We start from the raw sequence: 13,770 nt of genomic DNA, 5'->3' as shown, positions 1-13,770 counted from the left end.
GTTCCCCCAAAAAACTAGACAGGTAGCTTGATTTATAAAAACCCTTAAATTAGCTATCATGAGCAGAAGAAATTTCAACGCTGATTTCAAGACAAAAGTAGTCTTGGAAGCCCTCAAGGAGGTGAATACTTTGGCTGAGATTGCCAATAAGTATAAGATCTACCCACAGCAGATTACCAATTGGAAAAAGGAGTTTTTGTCAGGCGCCTCTTCGGTTTTCCGCAAAGGCAAGGCACTTTCCGGCAAATCGGAGGCCGAACTTGAAAAAGACCGGCTGATGCGCAAAATCGGGGAACAGGCCATTGAAATCGATTTTCTAAAAAAAAGGCTGCCCTGATGCCACTAGCAGAAAAACGGCTGCTTCTGGACAGCAGCCACCCCAAGTTGAGCTTGAGCAGGCAGTGCAGGCTGTTGAGTATTAACCGGTCCTCGCTATATTATAAACCGAGGGCAGCTTCGGAGCTGAACCTGGAGCTGATGCGCCTGATGGACAAGCATTACATCGACCACCCCTACAAAGGCGGCCCAAGGATGTACGTTTACCTGACCCAGGATAAAGGCTACAAAGTCAGCCGCAACCGGGTCTATCGGCTGTACTACGATGTGATGGGGCTCAGGGCTGTTTTCCCGGGCCCTCACACCTCGAAGCGGGGCAAAGACCATAAAGTTTATCCTTACTTATTGAGGGGCTTAGCAATTGAGCAGCCTAATCAAGTCTGGGCTACCGATATCACTTACATCCCGATGCCAAGAGGCTTTTTGTACCTTACAGCCATCATAGACCTGTACAGCCGATTTGTGGTCAACTGGTCTTTGTCCAATACAATGGACGCTGAATGGTGTGCAGGCTGCTTTGAGGAGGCTGTAGCTGAATGGGGCGCCCCTCAAATCATCAATACAGACCAGGGCAGCCAATACACCAGCGATGCGTTCACCAGCGCTGTGCTGGGCAAAGAAGTGAGGCTAAGCATGGACGGCAAGGGGCGGGCAACGGACAATGCGTTCATCGAAAACTTGTGGAAGATGGCCAAGTACGAAGACATCTACCTTAAAGCTTACGAGGACGGCATAGAGCTGCATAACGGCTTGGCCCAGTACTTCTATAATTGGAATTTCCACAGGCGGCATTCCAAGATTGGGGACAAGTACCCGAGCCAGTTGTACCTGCAATCTAGGCCAGCCTTATGTCAATGAACTTATCCACATTTTTGCTGTGGAAATCAAAAGAAAAAAAGAAGCAAAAAAAGAAAATATTATGATGATTATGAATGTGTTTTTTGTTTAATTTGTAAATCATAAATACAGCTAAAGCTGTCTAGACAATTGGGGTAAGTCCAGTGGTTTATAGTTGATCCAGCACTTAGTTGGCTAAGAAATTTAGCGAAATACTCTGATAATAGGATGTAATAAAAAAAACCAGAATGAAAGGAATTAACAATTGGCCTGATGACGAATACACCACTATTCAAAGTGGCAGGTTTAGGCACTTCATTTATAAAGGCAACTTTTCCAATTGTACCATCTTTAGTAACCAAAATATCATTGACTCTGACTTGAATATTCTTGTCTTGATCGTATCGCATTTTTTTAACATAAACACAGTTTTGCCAGTCTATTAATCCATTCTTAAAGTCTGTCCCCGTAATTAAAAAATATTCGCCCATTTCTTGGTATTCGGCAGTTGTCAATCCCTGCCAACCAATTCTTGCTTTTAAGATAGCACTTTGCCCAAGGTTATGTTTTACCCACCCCTCCTTCGGCCTCAACAACTCCTGCATCACCCCTTTTTTAATCAGCTTTTTCTTGGCGATCTTTTTTTCCAGGGCCTGGATTAGGGCATCGGTATCGGATAGGACGGTGGCGATGGCGCGTTGTTCGGTGAGGGTTGGGGGGAGGGGGATGTTCATGTCTGCTATCATCTCCATTCTTACAGAATCTACAGAAGATTTTGCAGTCATTGCCATTACCCTATCAAAAAAACGAGAAGAAAATTGTAAATAGAAATATTTTCCATCTACACCATTAAAATTATAAACTGACCTTTCGCACGCGAAAGATTTGGAAAATTGATTAATAATGTTAGGGCAGTTATCTTGCAGCTCAAAGGAGCGCAAGATGAAAGACCCAAAGTTACTTGACTTGTATTCGGACTACCTGCTGGCATCGTTTCGCATGGCGACAGCCACCGGCTTGTCCGAGCTGACCGATCAGGCACTGAGCCATGACAAGATCAGCCGTTTTTTAGGGCAGGAAGCCTTCACGGCAAAAGACTATTGGCGTTGCATAAAGCCTTTGGTACGTAAAGTGGAGCACCCGGACGCGGTCATCAAGATAGATGACACGATCGAGGAGAAGCCGCACTCTACGGAGAATGAAGTGGTCACTTGGCACTGGGACCACTCCAAGAAGCCGAAAGCGGGGCACACCAAAGGGATCAACATCCTGAATTTCCTTTACCAGAGCCCACAGGGTATAGAGCTGCCTGTTGCTTTTGAGATCGTGCGCAAGTCGCAAGAATACGTGGATGCCAAAAGCGGGCAGGTAAAGAAGCGCAGCCCCCGCAGCAAGAACGAGATGCTGCGCGACCAGCTTTTTGCACTTGTCAAATACAACCGCGTGCCCTTCCGCTATGTGGTATGGGACACTTGGTTTGCTGCCAAGGAGAACTTCGAGTTCGTGCATTATGAGCTGGGCAAGCATTTCATCAGTGCCTTGAAGAGCAACCGCAAGGTCGCCCTTAGCATGGAAGACAAGCTGGAAGGCAAGTTCCACCGAGTCGACGGGCTAGAACTGCAAGCAGGCCAGGCCATTACTGTTTACCTCAAAGGGCTGGATTTCCAAGTCCAGTTGGTCAAGCAGGTCTTTATAAACCAAGACGGCTCAACTGGAGACTTGTACCTGGTCACCAACGATCTGGAGCTAAGCGGCCCAGCTATCTGCACAACCTACGGGACACGCTGGGGAGTGGAGGTATTCCACAAATCGCTCAAACAAAACGTGGGGCTGGAAAAGTCCCCCACCAAGCACGAGACATCCCAGTGCAACCATGTTTTTGCTGCCATGATTGCCTGGACTAAACTCGAACTGCTGGCTGCAAAAGAGCAGACCAACCACTTTGCCCTAAAAACCAAAATTTATGTCAATGCCCTCAGGGCGGCTTTTCAAGAGGTGCAAAGGCTCAAAGCCTATGTCCCTAAAATTGGACCGCCGGATGGGCTAGCCACCCCTCTTTTGGGGTAAGGCCTTGATTAACTTGTTCATGCGAGTGCTTTTTCAGTGCCATGCACTGAGTGGGCTTGCTGTGCCAAGCACCCTGAGTACTGCTAATTTTTTCAATTATCATAACCTTTCGCGTGCGAAAGGTCAGTTATAAATGCAATAAACTCTTTGATGAAAATCAAACTTTCCATCTATGTAATGGTAAATTTTTCCAACACCAACACCATCACCAGAAGTTAATACTGCTTCACAATCGAAAGTGTATTGATTTATTCTTTCAACTTTTTGAGAACGAACATAAAACGGATATTTTCCATCATCAATTCTATCTTGTGTATCACTACCACCTGTTGTTATTGATGCTATATTCTTAACTTGAAGCATCTCCCAATCTTCAGGAATCACGCCTACTTCGGTTTGTTTGTATCCTTTCGGTACTCGTTGGGTATTGGTTTTAGCTGCTAGTTCCATACAAATCCCATTTTTTCCAGGTGAGCGTTTACGGTATTTTCCAAGGCTTCCACCTCTGCATTGATGTCTGGCAGTGGAGTATCGTAGCGTTCCGCCAGTTCCTTAATCCGGTTGGTGAGGCGCTGACTGATCTGATCTATTTCGGTGCTGACGGCATTTTCTATGGTCGTTAGCCACTTATCATTGACCACCAGTATCTTTACCTCCTCTTCGGTCAGTTCCGGATATTTGGCGTAGAGCTTATCGTCCAGTGCCTGCTCTTGTTCCTTGATCTGTTTTTTGAGGGCACTCTCGGCATCTCGCAGATCGAGGTAGTGCTGTATGATGGTCAGCTCGAAGAGGTATTCCTGGTTTTTGTCCTCGGCTATTTTGGATTGAATGGACTGCTCTATGGTTTTGCTCAAGGTCTTCAGTTCTTTTTTAGCCTCCGAAATAGCCTCGTAAGTATCTAGCCAGCGCTTCAGGGCTTTGGCATTTTCCGCGCTTTCATCCATGGCATCGTAGGCTTTGGATACAGCGGTCTTGGTCAGGTTGCCTCTTGAGTTTTTCAAACCATCAAAAATGGCATCCCCACTTTGGGTATTGAGTTGGGCGGTGCTTTCGGTAAGTTGTTCATTGAGCTGCTCGTACCGTTGGTGCACCTGTGGGAAGTACTTGCTTAGTGCCAAATCGGTAAACTCTTCCAGGTTGTCTTTGGCGTCCGACTTTTTAGTCACCCCTTCCAGGGCCCCCTCTTCGGCACTATGCTCTTCTTCCAGCTCCTCGTATTGTGCAACGGTATTTTCCAGTTCGGTATTCAGGTTTTCCAGCTCCAGCTTCTCCGCCTCAAAAAAACGGTTGATCACCAGCTCCTTTGGGACCAGGTCACAAGCCCAGCCTTTGTCCACCATTTTCTTTTTGCTGTTCTCTTTCAGGATGCGGTAGGTCTCCGCCTTCCAGCCATCGTAGGAAATGATGTAGAGGTCATCCTGCATGGTCTCGTTCCAGTAGCTCAGCAGGTGCTGGTAGATGTCATAATTATCGACCAAAGGCTTGCCCGCATAGTCGTTGAGCAAACGCTCCGAAATGTCATCAATAATCTGCTTGGGGTGGCATTCCTTACCCTGTGCTTTCAGATAGGCTTCCGTTTGCGCTTCCCACTGATCAAACAGGGCGGCCATTGTTTCCATAAACTGCACAAACTCCGGATGCTCATAGATGGAAGCGTTTATCTGATCCACCGGTACTTTCAATGCAGAATAGCCTTCCCGCTTCGGGCTAAACAAATCTGCTTTCAGTGTTGGATACATCTTCCAGTATTTATCCAGTGCGTTGATATCCACATTGGGGATCCCTCCCTTCAGATGCGCGTCAATATCCTGTATGTCTTCTTTTTCCTGCGTATCAATGTAGCGGGGAATATTCAGGTTGTATTCATTCTCCTCAATGCTGGCTACGGACACCATTTTGCTATAGCCTTCAATGACTTCCTGATCGTTAAAGACATCGGTAATCCGGCGGATATCCTGTTCGCGCAACCGGTTCTTAGGTCCGTCTTTGACAAAGCCCTCGCTGGCATCAATCATAAAGATGGCTTTCCGGTTTTGGGCGTTTTCCTTATCCACCACAATGATACAAGCCGGGATCCCCGTACCGTAGAACAAGTTAGGCGGTAAGCCTACGATGCCTTTGATATAGCCTCTTTTGATGAGGTTCTTCCTGATCTCCGCCTCGGCATTTCCCCGGAACAGCACTCCATGCGGCAGGATGACGGCGCCTTTGCCGTTCCGCTTCAAGGACCTGATGATATGCAGTAAGTAGGCAAAGTCGCCATTCTTGGAAGGGGGAATGCCAAAGCCTTCGAAGCGATTGTATTTACCATCTCCCGGAAGAGTCAAACCATTGCTCCAGCGTTTGTCGCTGAAGGGAGGATTAGCCACCACATAATCGAATTGCTTGAGGCTGTTATTTTCCTCAAAAAGTGGCCTGGCTAAGGTATTCCCCTGCTTTATTTCTGCCGTTGGATAGTCGTGCAGGATCATATTCATGCGCGCCAGGGCAGAGGTTGCCGAATCCTTCTCCTGACCGTATAGTGTAACTTTAGTGTTGGCGGCGGTACCTATTCTCAGCAGCAGTGAGCCGGAGCCGCAGGTCGGGTCATATACGGTAGTCCTTGCACTTGAATCAGTTCCGTGAATCCCAATGATCATAGCCATGATACGGCTTACCTCAGCAGGCGTATAGAACTGTCCTTTGCTCTTACCGCTTTCGGTAGCAAAGTGGCGCATGAGGTACTCGTAGGCATCCCCGAGGATATCGTCCCCTTCCGCCCGGTTCTTGCTAAAGTCCAGTTCAGGCTTTTCAAAGATGGCGATGAGGTTGGTGAGGCGGTCTACCTTCTCTTTGCCTTCGCCCAGCTTGACCGGGTCGTCAAAGTCAGGCATATCCGAAAGGTTATTGGCCTCTTTCAGAGGCCCAATAATCTTCTTGTTGATCTGGTCGCCAATATCCGTTTTGCCCTTCAGCTTCGTCATATCCTGGAAGCTCGCGCCTTCAGGTATCGTTATGGGCGCATAAGGCTGTCCCGCCCATTTATCACTGATGTACTTGACGAAGAGCATCACCAACACATAGTCTTTGTATTGGCTGGCATCCATACCGCCCCTTAGCTCATCGCAACTCGCCCAGAGTGAGCTGTATAGTTCTGATTTCTTTATCGCCATTGTCGTTGATCGATTTTTGCAGTTGAGGCGGGGAAAATACGGTTTTTCTGGTGACTGTGTATAGCCTCTCGGAAAGATTAAATAGCCCCAGACTGCTGATTAATTGTATTATCTGAGACCATACCTGCTGCTAACTTCAGCCCCGCAACGACTAAGTATTGCTTAAATACATCCTGCTGCAGCTCCCAGACTAGCTCACGCAATTATTTGAATGAGCTTACCTACAAAAATCGACGTTCCAGAAAGAAATTATGGCGAAAAGCACGCTAACCTGTAAGCCCTAGTACACTGTGTAAAAAAATTTTTTAAGCATTTTGAAGGGCTCTTTTTCCCTCACTCATCGTTGCGTGCTCGCCTTCGTAGCCTCACGAAGGAAGGGAATTAAAAAGGGACCCTTTCTGAAGTCGAGGCTCCGCAGCGCCTTGGTTGAGGCAAAAATACCCTCGTTCAAAATACTCACTAACTTAATACACAGTGTACTAGCCACATTTTTTGCACCCTTACTCATTCGTAGCTTCTCAGCTCCCCCGTCATCGAGACCGTCTTCAACGCCTCTGCAAATTCCAGTATTTCTGCCTCTGGTGAGGCGAAGAAGCCGGTGGAGCTTCGTTCCCGGACTTTGGTAGCCATAAATTCGTACAGTAGCTCGCGCAGCCCATCTAGCTGGTTTTCTTTGGAACGGGTACGGTTTTCCCGTGCAAGCATACGGTCGATTAGCCTGCTTGGTTCGCCCCCATTTTACAGTCTTACTAAGGCTCTTTATAATGATTCCAGGTATCCACCACCCAAAGCGTTTCAATGACTACCTGCACAAAGTTTTGACTGTAGGTTTTAATTGGCGCATACATCATTGCGCCCCGGAGCCAGGCCAAAGCGTATTTGACCATCGTTTCCCGGGTGGAAATGGTACCGTTCATTTGGTTCAGGTGGGCACGCCACCGTTGTAAAAGGAGTTGTTCTTCTATGGACATAATTAAGAAAGTTACTAAGGAGCTCCCGCCTTGAGAGCGTAAGTTCTTCTTAAAGGTTTAGGGCTTAATGTGCCCTTAGTAAATTCATGGTTTTTCTTTCAAAAAACGGGATGTGGATCCTCACTCCTTAAAGAAATCATGATCCGCCGCCTGAGTGGCAGAGATCATCTGACTGGCGCGTAAATACACCTGTAATGTGGTGAATTTTTTCCAGCCGCCGACATCGGCAATGATCTTTAAGGAAAGGCCGGAAAGATAGGCGTTGGTGGCTCCGCTGCGGCGGGCGGTGTGGAAGGTCACAAACTGGCTTTTGGGGGCAGATTTGCCGTCTTGCTCCACAATTTGATTGATGCCAGCCATGCTTACAATGCGCTTTATTTCGCGGTTGGCTTGCTGATTGCTGGTGAAGTTAAGCTTCCAATCATATTTTTCGAGGAGCTTAAAGGCGTTATCGCCAATGGGCACAGTCGCCTTGATTTTCGTCTTTACGCTGATGTACACCAGGAAGCGTTTGCCCTTAGTGGCCACCATCATTTCCCGGTTGACGCTTGCGATATCGGAATAGCGCATCATAAACTTGTACGCCAGCCAAAACCGGTCGCGTTCTTTTTCAATTGCTGGGTTATGGCTTAAGTCCAAATGGTACAGCGCGTCCATTTCTGCCTGGGTCAGATAAATCTTATTGGTAGTGGGCTCTTTGGGCATCTTAATCTCTTTCCAGGCATCGGCATCGTGTATGCCTTGGGTATGCCCAAGCCTTAGTACCTTCTTGATCTTTTTAAGGATCTGCAGTTGCCCGGCATCTTTACACCCCAGATCGTAAAGGTAGTTCCGGAATTCATGGATAAAAGCGGGGGTGAAATCGTACGGAGTGAGCATTTCTTTCCCGACTTCAAAGCGGTAATTACTAAGGTGGCGGTGGGCGGATTTGTATATCCTCAAAGTTCCTTCGGAGAGGGATTGTTCTCGTTTGATGTACTGAGCCATGTAGGCCAAAAAGTCATTGTCGTTGGTTGACTTGTTTAACTGCCTGACCGAACTGCCTTTAAGGAGGCCCGATTCAATCTCATGCTTTATAGCGTTGAGCTTCCGATTGTAGGCTTTACTAAGCGGGTGGGTTTTCTTCACCTCCCCTCTTCTGGCATTCCAATCCTTTTCCAGAATATTCAAATCTGTCGGTACGTACGATTTTTGCCCGTTGTGGTAGACATAGATCCGGATCGCCTTAGTACCATCCTGTCGTTTCCGGTAGGCTAAAACTGCTTTTATAGTCATGATGATTTTTTGTTTTTTGAGTTAAGAGCCCCCTTTCCTTTAAGGCTGGGGGCTCCTTAGTAATTTTACTAAGGACATTCGTGCCAAAATGCCCTGGTATTTTACTAAGGACAGCTGTACTAAAAACTACCCTTTGTGATTTTCAAAAGACAACCATACCCAGAATCACCCTTAGTAATTTTACTAAGGACGTTTACACACAGATGTCCCCTTCCGCCACCTTTAAGGCAACAGCCCTGAGTTCATCTTTCCAGTAGTAGGGCGTTTTTCCAGCCCGGACTTTCTTTAAGATGCCCCGCTCTACTAAGCGCGCTAAACGGCGGCGGTGAAATTTCCCCTTAGTACGGGGAATGCCTAGCAGATCGGCAGCATCTTCGGGGTTCGCCCAGGGGGAGCGTTCACGGCGAAGGGTTTCCACGGCTTCCTTAAAGGCTTCCGTGCTTTCCTGGATCGCCTTAGTAAATTGTTGTAATTCTTGAGCATTCATAGTGTTTAGTGTTTAATGTTGTCGATTAATTGCTGATAGTAGCTGACCCAGTCTTTGTTGTTGGACAGGGCATTGAGCGTTCGCTTCGGTACGGGTTTGCCTGCTTTTTCAGCAGCCCGCTTTTTAGCCTCATGCTTGCCGACCCGCTTCTTGTACATTTTCAACCGCTGAAGGAGGTCAGCAAGCGATAAATCAGCATGATCGGACGGTGTTCTGTTTACTGCACACGAATCATTTGGTGCTGGTGCTTTTTCGTTGGTGTTTGAAGCAGTTGAATCCACCGCCTCACGTTGATTTTCAACGTCTGGAGCTGTACGGGGGTGTACGCCGTTCACATTGGGCGGTTGTTTGGGAGAAGTACCGGTGGGGTCAGGGCTTTGCGTTTGAAACCCGATGGGCCGGCGTTTGGGTGTCAGGTAAATGACCCGTTCTTCCGGATCCGCTGCCTGTTCCACTTTCAGGTTGATGGTAATGTTGGCCAATTGCGTAGGGTCGTACAGCTCCGTTGGGCGCGTAGGCAATGGCGCGGGCGGGGTCTGATCGGCAAAAGCTTTGATCCGGTTGCGCACCGTAAAGTGGAGCCGTTCGCGTACCGCATGCCAACCCTCCGCTATCATATTCGGAGCGATATCGTACTGGCTTAGTTCAACGGTTTCCCGTATGCCGCTGCCCTTACGGTGAATCCGGTCTAAAATCATAGAAGCCAGGAAAACCAACAGCGCAACGATGGTGAACCACGCCAATCCACTGCCATAACTGCGTACGGTTTCCGTACGGTGTACAGTAGCTTCATTGTTTAACTGTTTGAGGCTGTCTACACTGGCTTTGTACGCTGTTTGGGAATGGCTCAATGCCATCAGCAGGCGTTCCTTTGCCGTTTGGATGGCGTTGGCTTCCTGCGTACGCAATGCAGCTACCTGTGCCAAGTGATCGGCTTCCAGGTCTGCCAGTTCTTGGCGTACGCGATCTTTGGCGGTTGCGTAGCTATTGCCTGTACGGATTTCCCGATTGTACCAGTTGGAAAGCGTCCGGCGGAGTGCTTTATACTGCCCTTCGTACGCCTGTTTTTGAGCGGCGATTTGGGTAGCAAACTGCTTAGTAAGGGCTGTACTGTCTGCTTTCCACTCCGCATACAGCCGGTCTTTTCTTCTTAGTAAAGTACTGTCAAAGGGAGTACTTTCCCGGGTCTCCGCTGCAGGTGTGAACTCTTCCACGATGATGAAAGCGTTATTGAAGCTCAGCCATCCGGAGGTCGCAATCAAAAAGACAGTCAGGGTCATCGTCGCGATGGTCATGGCAAGGTGCAGCCCATGGTACCTTTTGTTGAGCACCGCATCAACGCTGTACGGTGCCAGTGCGCGGAGCCCCACCTCAATCAGCGCAGTGCCCAATACCGCAATAATACCCGCTGCGGTGGTTGCCAGATAGGGGAAGATGGGCAGCAGAGCTGCATACGCAGCCGCGTAGATCCCGCCGATTTCGGTCAGCCCGCTGATGACCTGGGCGATCCAGCCGCTTCTGCGGATGGTGGCGGCTAGAGGGGCGTAAGTCGCGAAGAAGACCGTATCGCTCGGGGTGCTCTTTATCTGTTTCACTTGCGTAGGTTTTTGTGCCTGTCCAGCCGCGTAAGCCGGACAGGCAGGTGGTTAATGTTATTCCTCCCAGGGCACCGTTTCCTCCGCTCCGGCAGGGGCTTTTTCGGCACTTTTGGCTTTAGCAGGCTCAGCGGTTTCAGGCTGCGGCTCAGGGTTTTCCTGAACGTTCCCAGCCGTAGCCGCACCGCCCAGCAGCTGAAGCTGTTTGACGTTTAGCTGAAAATCCGGGAGCACTTCTCCAGTCGTCTTGCTGACGTAGGTCTTGACGTTGGGCGTGCCCTCGACGTAGATGAGCTGGCCTTTGCGCAAGTAGTTGGGCAGTTTGGTGTCGCCTTCCCGCCACAGGGTGCAGTTGACCCAGGTCGTGGTTTCGTGTTTGGTGCCGTTGCTGTCCGTGTAGGACTCGTTGTATGCAACGGTGAAACTGATAGCGCGTTTGCCATTCCAGTGGCGTACAATCGCGTCCTGGCCTAAATGGCCGATTAATTGTGTTTTAAGCATGATTGATTATATTTAGAATGATAAAATCGATAAGGTCCTACGCCCCATTTCCCGGTCATCTGATCCATCTTCTTCGTCCTGAAAGCCGACAGGGCAGCATTCTTCTGCATGTACTTGATTGCAGCAAGAGCAGTGGGTGCAATAGAGCGGTGTAAATACTTTTTCCGCCGGGGCGTGGTGATACTGATCCGAAAATTATCATCAGGATTGACAAATACCCGGGACATACTGATCGTGAAGTATTCATAGTCAGTACGTTCAGCAGGCACACCGGTTTCCGGGTTTTGAATCTCCTGTCCGATCTCCTCAAGCGTTTGTTTAATTTCTTCCTCATCCTCTTCTGGCTTGCTCTTGATGTTGAGCATTTTAGCATCTGGATGAGCGTTCTTAGTACCGCTGTGGAAGGCACCGAATTTCCGGTACAGAGGCTGCCCTTTGATTGCAGGTAAAATTTCCACCACCAGGTCCATATCCAGAGAACCGTCTCTTTTGAGCGCCAAGGGCTCAAAGTGGTACTTCAGACATTCCAATATCCCGTTCAGGAAGAATTCCCCATCGCTGGGGTGGACCCGTTTTTTCCAGATGCCACTGTGTTCACAGTACTGATAGCCTTTTTTTGGTGTTTTACTGGAGATGTAAAGGGTTTCAAGCCCTATAAAGGTAGCTCCACTTGGGTCAAGTTGAGCTACATCCTTCTCGGTTAGCAGTGCATTTCCTTTCCGGATCGCGAGCTGTTCTTCTTCGTTTAGAATCTGTCGCGTTCCTGCCCCGGCAGTAATCCGATTCCAGGCGAGAAGGATATCCCGTTGAAGGATATTCCGGTTTTGTGTGCCTTTTTTCACCAGTAGTAGGGCATGGATGTGGATATGCAAGCCCGAATCATTACGGGTCACCTCCACTGAAAACTCGCCAGCGTACACCTGCTTTTTCCAGAAAGACCGCTTGCGCATCAGGTTGAAATCCTTCATCAACTGGGAAGCGTAAAACCGGGGGTACCTGCTGCTCTCATGATGATGGGGAACCGTCAGGGTGAGGTGCATGTGGTCATACCGCTTCATCATTTCTGGGTTCTTTTCATAGAATGCCCGGAATTTCCTTCTTGAGTTCTTCGATCGCTGCGCATTGCAGACCGGGCAGAGCTTGTGCCCGCACATGAAGGAGGTGATGTATTCTTTAGAACCGTTGCTTTTGTGCTCTCTGAATAATGACTTATTGCAACAAGAGGAAAGGCAATGCCGATAGTCTAGCAAGTGCTTTACTTGATCCGGGGTGAGCGAATCTCCGTGGTATTCCAGATACTCGTGGATGTCATCCCGGTACCGGTCTGCTTCTTTTTTCGCTCTGACTATCTTGAAACACCTGCGCCGGTTTCCCTTCACCCGATCGTACTCGGCTTTTGAACTTTGCTTCCGCCGCTTAGATACTCCGATATTCAGATGGCCAATTATTCCAACTTCGGGTTCCTTTGGATAGCTTCCGACCGTTCCTAATGTATGAACGTAGGGTTCTACCTGTATATTAGACGTGCACATTTTCCCGGCTTTTATCGCTCCCAATCTTCAGATCAGCAGCTTGGGTTAGAAAATCGAGTTTTGCGCACTGTGACCGGTAGAAACGGCTGTTAGGATGAGATAGCAGCTTTTCTGCCTCGGGCAAGAGCAAGTGGAGGTATTCCTGAGCTTTCTCCAGCTTATTGTTCCTGCGTATTTTACGCAGCAGGTCATAAGACTGCTCCAGAGCGTTTGCCAACTCGGGCTTGAGGTAATTGCCTCTTGACTTTTTCGCCAATGCCAAATAGCGATGGGCAATGTCCTTAGACCTAAGGATGAGCTGTCGCCGCAGCTCTTTCTCAGCTGCGTAGCGATCTGCTCCTACAGCGATAATGGTCGGATCCAATGCCGCATGTGGTAGCAGGATTTCGGTCTCTCCCAAAAGGGATGCCTGATAATGTAGTTTCATAGCAAATAGGTTTATCGTCCATAGGGGACTTTTGCCAGCCTGCCAGCAAGACATAGTTGGGCCAGGGGAGCAGCGGCTAACGCCGCCACTCCCAACTTGCTGTATAGGCCCACTGGCCCAAAGTCCCCACAAAGGACAAGTGGTTCTTATTTACGCTTGTTAATGCGCTTGATGAGCTGATCCATTTGATCGATACCCTTTTCTATGCTATTCTCAGGCTTGAAATACTTCTCACCCATAGAAAGAGACTTTCTCAGACGATGGATATGATCATTGTAATCTGAATCATCTCGTATAGCCTTAATTGTTTTGAGAACGGAACTAGCGAAGTCATCAAATTGAGTACGTGAACTTGCACCTAACTCATTGACGTCAACACTAAGCACTTTGAGTATGCGTGCTCTGGTTTCACGATCTAATTTTTGAAAAGGGATCTCCTCAAACATATTGTTCAGGAGCGAATGGATGGACTTTGCCATGGTTCAACGTTTTTGGTTGAATAATGGCGCTGTTACTAAGGAAGGAAATACTTGTTTTTGTACGAACAAATCCGTACTATTGCATTATCATAATATTCTAGAAGCGGTGTC

At 48.3% G+C, this 13,770-nt stretch carries 15 protein-coding genes; 3 read left to right on the top strand and 12 right to left on the bottom strand.

The window, feature by feature from the left end; genetic code table 11:
* Positions 1-58: 58 nt before the first annotated feature.
* Together ACO08I_RS06425 and ACO08I_RS06420 are read left to right on the top strand one after the other, a co-directional pair.
* Entirely contained in the window at positions 59-337 is a 279-nt protein-coding gene (locus ACO08I_RS06425) for a helix-turn-helix domain-containing protein (RefSeq protein ID WP_044220061.1), read from the top strand.
* Positions 337-1,194, top strand: coding sequence for an IS3 family transposase (locus tag ACO08I_RS06420; protein WP_421947430.1), 858 nt, complete (start codon positions 337-339; stop codon positions 1,192-1,194). The genes ACO08I_RS06425 and ACO08I_RS06420 overlap by 1 nt, the downstream gene beginning before the upstream one ends.
* Before the next feature lie 68 nt (positions 1,195-1,262).
* Here the strand turns inward: ACO08I_RS06420 and ACO08I_RS06415 are convergent, their stop codons facing one another.
* Positions 1,263-2,114, bottom strand: coding sequence for a restriction endonuclease subunit S (locus ACO08I_RS06415; RefSeq protein ID WP_421948846.1), 852 nt, complete (start codon positions 2,112-2,114; stop codon positions 1,263-1,265).
* A gap of 1 nt (position 2,115) precedes the next feature.
* Here ACO08I_RS06415 and ACO08I_RS06410 point away from each other — a divergent pair, with 1 nt between their 5' ends.
* Positions 2,116-3,240: an IS701 family transposase gene (locus ACO08I_RS06410; protein WP_421946784.1), complete on the top strand. Its 1,125-nt coding sequence runs from the start codon at positions 2,116-2,118 to the stop codon at positions 3,238-3,240.
* Between the two features lie 123 nt (positions 3,241-3,363).
* Here the strand turns inward: ACO08I_RS06410 and ACO08I_RS06405 are convergent, their stop codons facing one another.
* From ACO08I_RS06405 to ACO08I_RS06355, 11 genes are all read right to left on the bottom strand, one after another.
* A complete protein-coding gene (locus tag ACO08I_RS06405) occupies positions 3,364-3,690 on the bottom strand; it encodes a restriction endonuclease subunit S (protein ID WP_421948845.1) in 327 nt (108 codons plus the stop codon).
* Positions 3,681-6,392, bottom strand: a complete 2,712-nt coding sequence (locus tag ACO08I_RS06400; RefSeq protein WP_421948844.1) for a type I restriction-modification system subunit M — start codon at positions 6,390-6,392, stop codon at positions 3,681-3,683. The genes ACO08I_RS06405 and ACO08I_RS06400 overlap by 10 nt, the downstream gene beginning before the upstream one ends.
* Positions 6,393-6,896: 504 nt before the next feature.
* Positions 6,897-7,097: a hypothetical protein gene (locus tag ACO08I_RS06395; RefSeq protein ID WP_421948843.1), complete on the bottom strand. Its 201-nt coding sequence runs from the start codon at positions 7,095-7,097 to the stop codon at positions 6,897-6,899.
* A gap of 44 nt (positions 7,098-7,141) precedes the next feature.
* Entirely contained in the window at positions 7,142-7,363 is a 222-nt protein-coding gene (locus tag ACO08I_RS06390; protein ID WP_421948842.1) for a hypothetical protein, read from the bottom strand.
* 120 nt (positions 7,364-7,483) lie between these two features.
* Positions 7,484-8,638: a tyrosine-type recombinase/integrase gene (locus tag ACO08I_RS06385; RefSeq protein WP_421948841.1), complete on the bottom strand. Its 1,155-nt coding sequence runs from the start codon at positions 8,636-8,638 to the stop codon at positions 7,484-7,486.
* Positions 8,639-8,831: 193 nt separating this feature from the next.
* Entirely contained in the window at positions 8,832-9,125 is a 294-nt protein-coding gene (locus ACO08I_RS06380; protein ID WP_282781137.1) for a hypothetical protein, read from the bottom strand.
* Between the two features lie 5 nt (positions 9,126-9,130).
* Positions 9,131-10,720 (bottom strand): hypothetical protein, encoded by a 1,590-nt coding sequence (locus ACO08I_RS06375; RefSeq protein WP_282781135.1) that lies wholly within the window; start codon positions 10,718-10,720, stop codon positions 9,131-9,133.
* Between the two features lie 57 nt (positions 10,721-10,777).
* Positions 10,778-11,221 carry a single-stranded DNA-binding protein gene (locus ACO08I_RS06370; protein WP_282781133.1) on the bottom strand — a complete coding sequence of 148 codons (444 nt, stop codon included), beginning with the start codon at positions 11,219-11,221 and terminating at the stop codon, positions 10,778-10,780.
* The gene (locus ACO08I_RS06365; RefSeq protein ID WP_421949710.1) at positions 11,203-12,375 is read right to left on the bottom strand and encodes a protein rep; all 1,173 of its coding nucleotides are present in this window, start codon (positions 12,373-12,375) and stop codon (positions 11,203-11,205) included. The genes ACO08I_RS06370 and ACO08I_RS06365 overlap by 19 nt, the downstream gene beginning before the upstream one ends.
* A gap of 364 nt (positions 12,376-12,739) precedes the next feature.
* Positions 12,740-13,180 carry a hypothetical protein gene (locus ACO08I_RS06360; RefSeq protein ID WP_282781130.1) on the bottom strand — a complete coding sequence of 147 codons (441 nt, stop codon included), beginning with the start codon at positions 13,178-13,180 and terminating at the stop codon, positions 12,740-12,742.
* A gap of 146 nt (positions 13,181-13,326) precedes the next feature.
* Positions 13,327-13,659, bottom strand: coding sequence for a hypothetical protein (locus ACO08I_RS06355; protein WP_282781129.1), 333 nt, complete (start codon positions 13,657-13,659; stop codon positions 13,327-13,329).
* Positions 13,660-13,770: the final 111 nt, after the last annotated feature.

Origin of the sequence: Phaeodactylibacter xiamenensis, from assembly GCF_965229835.1 — a bacterium.
Classification (GTDB): domain Bacteria; phylum Bacteroidota; class Bacteroidia; order Chitinophagales; family Saprospiraceae; genus Phaeodactylibacter; species Phaeodactylibacter xiamenensis.
Note: the sequence above shows the minus strand (reverse complement) of the source record. Positions and strands in the feature narration are given on the sequence as shown.

Bases quoted from the DNA above. Each gene is read 5' to 3' on its own strand.
- ACO08I_RS06390 (WP_421948842.1), bottom strand. From the start codon at position 7,363: ATGTCCATAGAAGAACAACTCCTTTTACAACGGTGGCGTGCCCACCTG.
- ACO08I_RS06360 (WP_282781130.1), bottom strand. From the start codon at position 13,180: ATGAAACTACATTATCAGGCATCCCTTTTGGGAGAGACCGAAATCCTG.
- ACO08I_RS06385 (WP_421948841.1), bottom strand. From the start codon at position 8,638: ATGACTATAAAAGCAGTTTTAGCCTACCGGAAACGACAGGATGGTACT.
- ACO08I_RS06365 (WP_421949710.1), bottom strand. From the start codon at position 12,375: ATGTGCGGGCACAAGCTCTGCCCGGTCTGCAATGCGCAGCGATCGAAG.
- ACO08I_RS06400 (WP_421948844.1), bottom strand. From the start codon at position 6,392: ATGGCGATAAAGAAATCAGAACTATACAGCTCACTCTGGGCGAGTTGC.
- ACO08I_RS06410 (WP_421946784.1), top strand. From the start codon at position 2,116: ATGAAAGACCCAAAGTTACTTGACTTGTATTCGGACTACCTGCTGGCA.
- ACO08I_RS06405 (WP_421948845.1), bottom strand. From the start codon at position 3,690: ATGGAACTAGCAGCTAAAACCAATACCCAACGAGTACCGAAAGGATAC.
- ACO08I_RS06425 (WP_044220061.1), top strand. From the start codon at position 59: ATGAGCAGAAGAAATTTCAACGCTGATTTCAAGACAAAAGTAGTCTTG.
- ACO08I_RS06420 (WP_421947430.1), top strand. From the start codon at position 337: ATGCCACTAGCAGAAAAACGGCTGCTTCTGGACAGCAGCCACCCCAAG.
- ACO08I_RS06370 (WP_282781133.1), bottom strand. From the start codon at position 11,221: ATGCTTAAAACACAATTAATCGGCCATTTAGGCCAGGACGCGATTGTA.
- ACO08I_RS06395 (WP_421948843.1), bottom strand. From the start codon at position 7,097: ATGCTTGCACGGGAAAACCGTACCCGTTCCAAAGAAAACCAGCTAGAT.
- ACO08I_RS06380 (WP_282781137.1), bottom strand. From the start codon at position 9,125: ATGAATGCTCAAGAATTACAACAATTTACTAAGGCGATCCAGGAAAGC.
- ACO08I_RS06355 (WP_282781129.1), bottom strand. From the start codon at position 13,659: ATGGCAAAGTCCATCCATTCGCTCCTGAACAATATGTTTGAGGAGATC.